The organism is Huintestinicola sp., from assembly GCF_050874005.1.
Classification (GTDB): Bacteria; Bacillota; Clostridia; order Oscillospirales; family Ruminococcaceae; genus Huintestinicola.
In genome coordinates this window covers 1-5,974 of the sequence record NZ_JBNMJV010000077.1, presented here as the reverse complement: position 1 = coordinate 5,974, position 5,974 = coordinate 1, and the positions used below count along the sequence as shown (strand labels likewise).

Genomic DNA, 5,974 nt, shown 5'->3' with positions numbered 1-5,974 from the left:
CAGTTTCTCCAGCGGATCGCCTAATTCTGTTAATTTCTTGTATCGGTTCTCCTCATCAAAGAACCCTATCTGTCTTATTTTCATATCTCTATTTTACCACTTTTTTTCTTTTTTGTACAGGGGTTTTTAGATGTTACCATTATATAAATATCCATTTATTCTCCCGGTATCTCTTCTGACTATATACACAATAATATTATATTTCTGACGTTGATCTCCTGAGAATTTATTGCAGGTCATTAAGCACATATGCAATATCTACGTTAATACAAACAGAGCGTTTGCTTATTTCCTTTGGACAAAAAGCTTCTCCGAAATTATCGCAGGCATAAACCGAATTTGGATTATCCGCAGTCATTTTCCAAAAAGGATACTTTATGATACCCGGTGTGTTGAAACCCACTCCAAGCTCCAGAAACAAGTTGTGCCTATTTTTATGGCGGCGTATAAATTCATCATAATGCCTGCTCGCACGATACCAGCCTTTGTCCTGAACAAACCTGTTATCGCACCGAAGATTCATTGTCATAGGTGCGCCGCAAACGGGACAATAAGGGATCAGTTCTGAGGGTATCCGCATATTTTCCTGCTCGGCACACATTCTGCGGATAATTTCTTCATTGTCATAGGTCTTATCGCAGCAAGGCTTTGAACATTGAAAAAGTCCATAATCCCCCTGAGTATAAAAAAGTCTGTTTTTGTCAAATCCCGCTTTCTGAAACAAATGGTCAACATTAGTTGTCATAACGAAATAGTCCTTGTCGGAGATAAGCTCAAAAAGCCGCTTATATACGCCGTTCTCAGCCTCGGAATATCGGTTGATGCTAATATATCTCGACCAGTATGCCCAATGCTCCTCCAAACTTTCAAAGGGATAAAATCCGCCCGTATACATATCCTTGAAGCTGTATTTTTCTATAAAATCGGCAAAGTTTTTTTCAAACCGCTCTCCCGAATAAGTAAATCCTGCCGCCGCTGAAAGCCCTGCACCTGCTCCTATGATCACACAGTCGGCACGGTCGAGTTCCGATCTCAGACGGCTTATCTTATCCGAGCAGTTCTCTGTAAATTTCATAGTCGTTCTGAGTAAAGACATTGAATATCACCTTTATGTTTTCCGAATATTTCTGAATCGTATCCACCGCAATTTCCGCCGCTTTCTTTTTAGGAAAACCGAACACTCCCGTTGAAATGCAGCAGAACGCTATGCTTTCAATGCCGTTTTCGGCGGCAGTTTTCAGGCAGGATATATAACAGCTTTCAAGCTGACGGCAATGTTTTTCTGTCAGTATGCCGTTAACTATAGGTCCTACGGTATGGATAATTTTATCGCAGGGAAGATTGTATGAAGATGTGAGCTTTGCCTGTCCCGTCGGCTCATTATGTCCCTGCTTTTCCATAACAGCCGCACATTCCAGACGAAGCTCTACTCCCGAAAAGGTGTGTATCGCATTGTCAATGCAGGAATGACAAGGCTGAAAACACCCAAGCATTTGCGAATTTGCGGCATTGACTATTGCTCCGCATTTCAGCCCGGTAATATCCCCTTTCCAAAGATAAATGTTGTCCTTAATAGGATGCATATCGTCAATATCAACAATGCCTTTGGCAGCTGTTTCCTCTTGCAGAAATTCGTCCTGCACTTTCAGAAGATCATCGGGAGCAGGCTTTGGCAGACGGATATTCACCAGACTGCGGAACAGGTCAAAACGAGAGCGTCTGTCCGCAGGTATATGTATATTTTTATAATGCGGCTCCTCAGCGATCAAAAATTTTATAAGGTATAATAATTTTTCGTCATTTGTCATTCTGATCATTCCTTTCACAGAAAAACGGGACTGCCGTATTAGGGAAGTACCGATAAAGAAGTTTTTGCCGGTACCGTGCCACACACTTTGTTCGTTTCACATTCTAACCAACGAAGCGGCAAAGGGGACACCTCTTACGGCAGCCCCTTTTCCTTTATAGGGATTTATTCGGAAACCACGCTGATACGTTTCCGGATATTATCGCCGCTTATTATCTCGTCAACCATTGCGACCGCATAATCCGCATAGCTGATAACGCTTTCACCCTTGGAATTCAGCACAAGCTCCTCTCCGCCGAGAATATATTTTCCTGTCCTTTCACCGTCTGCACGAAAATCTCCCGCAGGGCTGATGTATGTCCACTTAATGTCATTCCTGCTTCGGAGAGATTTAAGTGCGATATCGTGAGCTGCCGCAAGGGGCTTGAATGCTTCGGGAAAATCCGCTCCGTCAGCAACGGTCAGAGTGTGTTCGGAATTCACATACAGACTTCCGGCACCGCCGACAATAAGAAGACGGGTATCACTTCCGGACAGGATATCACAAAGCCTATCGGCTGCTTTAGGTATCTGGGGTATAGTCTCGGGTGTCCAGGCGCCGAATGCGTCAACAACTGCGTCAAAGCCCTTTAGGTTCTCCGATGTAAGGTCAAATATATCTTTGATGATAACCTTCTTTGCGGCAGACTTATTTTCTCCTCTTACAACAGCAGTAACGTCCAGACCTCTGTTTACAGCTTCCTTGGTGATAAGCTGACCTGCTTTTCCGTTTGCACATATAACTGCGATCTTCATAAAAAAATTCCTCCTGAAAAGATTGGTTTGGTTTGGTTTATTTTTCGGGAGATTTAAGCGCTTGATCTCTTTCCTTAGGTTTATGATAACACAGCTTTTCCGGCTTGTAAAGCAGGCACTTTTTTGTGGCATAGTTACTTTGAAGTAACATTTGCGCTGTTATGAGAAAATTTCCCACAAAAAATTTTTCTTGATATTTTCGGGCGGATATGTTAATATGTATACAAACGAATGTTACAGTCAAAAATATACTATTGGGAGGATATCATATGATAAACAAAGCCGATCTGCCCCCCTGCCCCGTGGAAACTACCCTTATGCTTATAGGGGATAAATGGAAAGTGCTTATACTCCGTGATCTGAGAAGCGGCACAAAACGCTTCGGCGAGCTGAAAAGATCCGTCACGGGTATTTCCCAGAAGGTGCTGACCTCAAATCTTCGTGATATGGAGGAAAACGGGCTTGTTACAAGAGAGGTTTTCCCCGAAGTGCCGCCGAGAGTGGAATATACTCTCACAGAGCTTGGAATGAGTATGTCTCCCATTCTGGACGCTATGGCAAAATGGGGAACGGAATTTCAGGAAAAATGCAGATAAATTTTTATTGCGTTCTGCGATTTTTTGCATTTGAAAGATATTGACCATAATATGGATATTTCTGAATAAGCAGAAAAATAGTGACAAATGTCACTTTGATAATTACAAACGGCATATTGCCGCACCGCCCCTGTAATGGTATAATTTGGTTAAAGCTAATACAGGAGGCGGTTTTATGGTATATCTGTTTATCATAGCGTGGATATTGTCACCCATTGTGCTTATCCCTCTCTCAATAATACAAACCAGGAGAAGATCAAAGCTTGAGGACTTTGTATCCGAGCTTTTTAAAAGCGGCAGGATAAGCTGTACGGAATATGTGGAGCTGAAAGCCAAAAAAGAGGAGCAGGCTTCATCTCAGCGCAGCTCTGCGTCTGACGCTCCCATTTTTTCCGACAGCCACGAATACAGCAGCAAGCCTGCCGGGGCTGTCCCTGTGGCTCCCGTACATAAGGAAGCGCCGTCTCCCGATGCGATCATCACACCCGTAAAGCAGTCTGATCCCGTAAAGCCTGCTAAGCCTGTGCTCAGAGACGAAGGGGCTGCAAATGCTCTGAATAAGCCGACACCCGTTATACATAATGCTCCCGAAAAAAATAATGCCGCTCCCGTAAAATCTGCGGGACCCGTTTTCAGAGACGAGGAAACTGTAAACACCGTCAGGCAGTCGGCTCCCGTTATACATAATGACCCCGAAAGAAATAATGCCGCTCCCGTGAAGCCCTCAGAGCCTGTTTTCAGAGACGAAGAAACAGCAAAAGCTGTCAGACAGCCATCTCCCGTTAAGGCTGCCGCTCCGGAAAAGCACAACGATACAAACAAGCGTGCAGGCGCAATGTCTGTGCTTATGACCATAGGCATTATTTTTGTAATACTTGCAGGACTTGTTTTCTCCACCGCCGTATGGGTAAACCTGGGCAAGCTGGGCAGGACCTGCGCTGTCGGAGTAATAACCGCTCTGTTTTTCGGTATCAGCGCATTTGCACACAAAAAGCTGAAGCTTGAAAGCACAGGCTTCGCCTTCTACACTCTCGGCACATTCTTCTCGGCGATAACTCTTCTGACCGCAGGCTTTTTCGGACTGTTCGGAAGCTATCTTTCCGTAACAGGCGGCGGAAGCTTCCTGCTTTTCTCCCTTGCCGCACTTATCATCAGCCTGCTGTCCGCAAAGGGAAGGAGCATATTCAACAAGATTTCCGCTGCATACATATCCGTTTCCGGCGGAGCAATGTCCGCAGTTTTGCTTCTTATCCAGCTTTCCGATGAAAGAGGAATGTTCGCCTTTCTTATGGCGCTTCTCACCCTTGCGGTAAATACGGTGGTTTATACCCTTGATATAAAAATATCCGACAAATGGGAAAAGCCTGTGAAAACCGTTTCCGCTGTGCTTTATGCTGTGGCTCTCATAAGCGGCATAGCCTCTGCATTTACAAATTCCACATTGGCAAATGCCTGTGCCGGAGTGTATGCGGTACGGTCTGTAATCATCGCAGTTATGGGCTTTAAGGGACACACCATATACAAAAAGCGCTTGTCTGCGTCAGTCTCCCTTCTTTCCGGAATATTCTTTGTAACAGCTCTGATGTGGAAGCTTTCGGACAGCACTCAGATTTTCGCACTTGCTCTTACAGTATTTGCACTTGTTTTCATAAGCGGTTTCATTACATTTAATGTAAATGTCCCCGATGAATGGGACGGCTCTGTAAAATTCTCCGCATTTTTACTCTATGCCGCAGGGCTTTTGTCCACATTTGCCGCACTTGGCAGAAGCTTCGGCGAATGGAACGGCGTATGCTTTACAGCAGCAGGACTGTACATAGTCCACTCCTTCGCCGTGGGAATAATGGCAGCTTACGGACATAACGTGTATGAAAATGCCGCCTCCGCCTTTACATCGCTGTTTACGGGTATGGCTTTCTCGGTAATGCTCATTGCCGAGATATCCCACAGCGCCGCTGCCGCAGCCGTGATACTTACAGCACTTTTCCTTGTGCTTGTAAATGCAGTCTACTCAGCTTCCGCAAGGCTCCCCGAGGGCTGGAAAGTCCCTGTGGATATAGCTTCCTCAGTTCTGGGAATTATCAGCCTGTTATGCTCCTTGTTCGTGCTTGGTGACAATTACGGACATTGGGACATCTCCTGCTTTATCATTGCTGCTCTTTACATCATTCAGAGCGCCGCTGTCACAATTATGGCATACAAGGGACATAACATCTACGGCAAAACTGTTTTCGGCGTGCTGTCACAGCTTACGGGCATTGTCTTCACGTTAATTACCCTTTCCGAGCTTGCGGCAGACGGTACACAGTTTGCTCTCTTCCTTACCATATTTGCTGTAATTTATCTGAACTTCGTATATACATTTAAGTTTAATAAGCCCGAGGGCTGGAAAATACCTCTTGACCTCTCCGCAGCTTTCCTCTTTGTTCCAAGCGCATTGTACGCAGGCTGTCAGATGATAAACTCTTTCGGCAATTGGTCATATGAGTGCTATGCTATAGCCGCTCTTTACATCATTCAGAGCGCCGTTGTCACAATTATGGCATACAAGGGACATAACATCTACGGCAAAACTGTTTTTGCATTCACGTCACAGCTTACGGGAATTGCATTCATTTTAATGACCCTTTGGGAGCTTGCGGCAAACGGTACACAGTTTGCTCTCTTCCTTACCATCTTCGCAGTAATATATCTGAACTTCGTATATACATTTAAGTTTAATAAGCCCGAGGGCTGGAAAATACCTCTTGACCTCTCCGCAGCTTTCCTCTTTGTT

The 5,974-nt window shown here is 44.8% G+C and carries 5 protein-coding genes; 2 read left to right on the top strand and 3 right to left on the bottom strand.

Features of this window, described 5'->3' with window-relative positions:
- Positions 1-226: 226 nt before the first annotated feature.
- The 3 genes from ACR0QN_RS13880 to ACR0QN_RS13870 all read right to left on the bottom strand — a co-directional run bounded on the left by ACR0QN_RS13880 (position 227) and on the right by ACR0QN_RS13870 (position 2,602).
- A complete protein-coding gene (locus ACR0QN_RS13880; RefSeq protein WP_432651818.1) occupies positions 227-1,075 on the bottom strand; it encodes an SIR2 family NAD-dependent protein deacylase in 849 nt (282 codons plus the stop codon).
- Positions 1,047-1,808 carry a protein-ADP-ribose hydrolase gene (locus tag ACR0QN_RS13875; protein WP_432651817.1) on the bottom strand — a complete coding sequence of 254 codons (762 nt, stop codon included), beginning with the start codon at positions 1,806-1,808 and terminating at the stop codon, positions 1,047-1,049. Before ACR0QN_RS13875 ends, ACR0QN_RS13880 begins: the two co-directional genes overlap by 29 nt.
- A gap of 164 nt (positions 1,809-1,972) precedes the next feature.
- Complete coding sequence (locus tag ACR0QN_RS13870; RefSeq protein WP_432651816.1) at positions 1,973-2,602, bottom strand: NAD(P)-dependent oxidoreductase; 630 nt, start codon at positions 2,600-2,602, stop codon at positions 1,973-1,975.
- 269 nt (positions 2,603-2,871) lie between these two features.
- Between ACR0QN_RS13870 and ACR0QN_RS13865 the strand changes: the two genes are divergently transcribed.
- Both ACR0QN_RS13865 and ACR0QN_RS13860 read left to right on the top strand, forming a co-directional pair.
- Positions 2,872-3,198, top strand: a complete 327-nt coding sequence (locus ACR0QN_RS13865; protein WP_432651815.1) for a winged helix-turn-helix transcriptional regulator — start codon at positions 2,872-2,874, stop codon at positions 3,196-3,198.
- A 175-nt stretch (positions 3,199-3,373) separates the two neighbouring features.
- Positions 3,374-5,974 (top strand): hypothetical protein (locus tag ACR0QN_RS13860; protein ID WP_432651814.1); only part of this gene is annotated, 2,601 nt, incomplete at its 3' end.

Coding starts and splice junctions, on each gene's coding strand:
- ACR0QN_RS13880 (WP_432651818.1), bottom strand. CDS start 1,075: ATGAAATTTACAGAGAACTGCTCGGATAAGATAAGCCGTCTGAGATCG.
- ACR0QN_RS13875 (WP_432651817.1), bottom strand. CDS start 1,808: ATGACAAATGACGAAAAATTATTATACCTTATAAAATTTTTGATCGCT.
- ACR0QN_RS13870 (WP_432651816.1), bottom strand. CDS start 2,602: ATGAAGATCGCAGTTATATGTGCAAACGGAAAAGCAGGTCAGCTTATC.
- ACR0QN_RS13865 (WP_432651815.1), top strand. CDS start 2,872: ATGATAAACAAAGCCGATCTGCCCCCCTGCCCCGTGGAAACTACCCTT.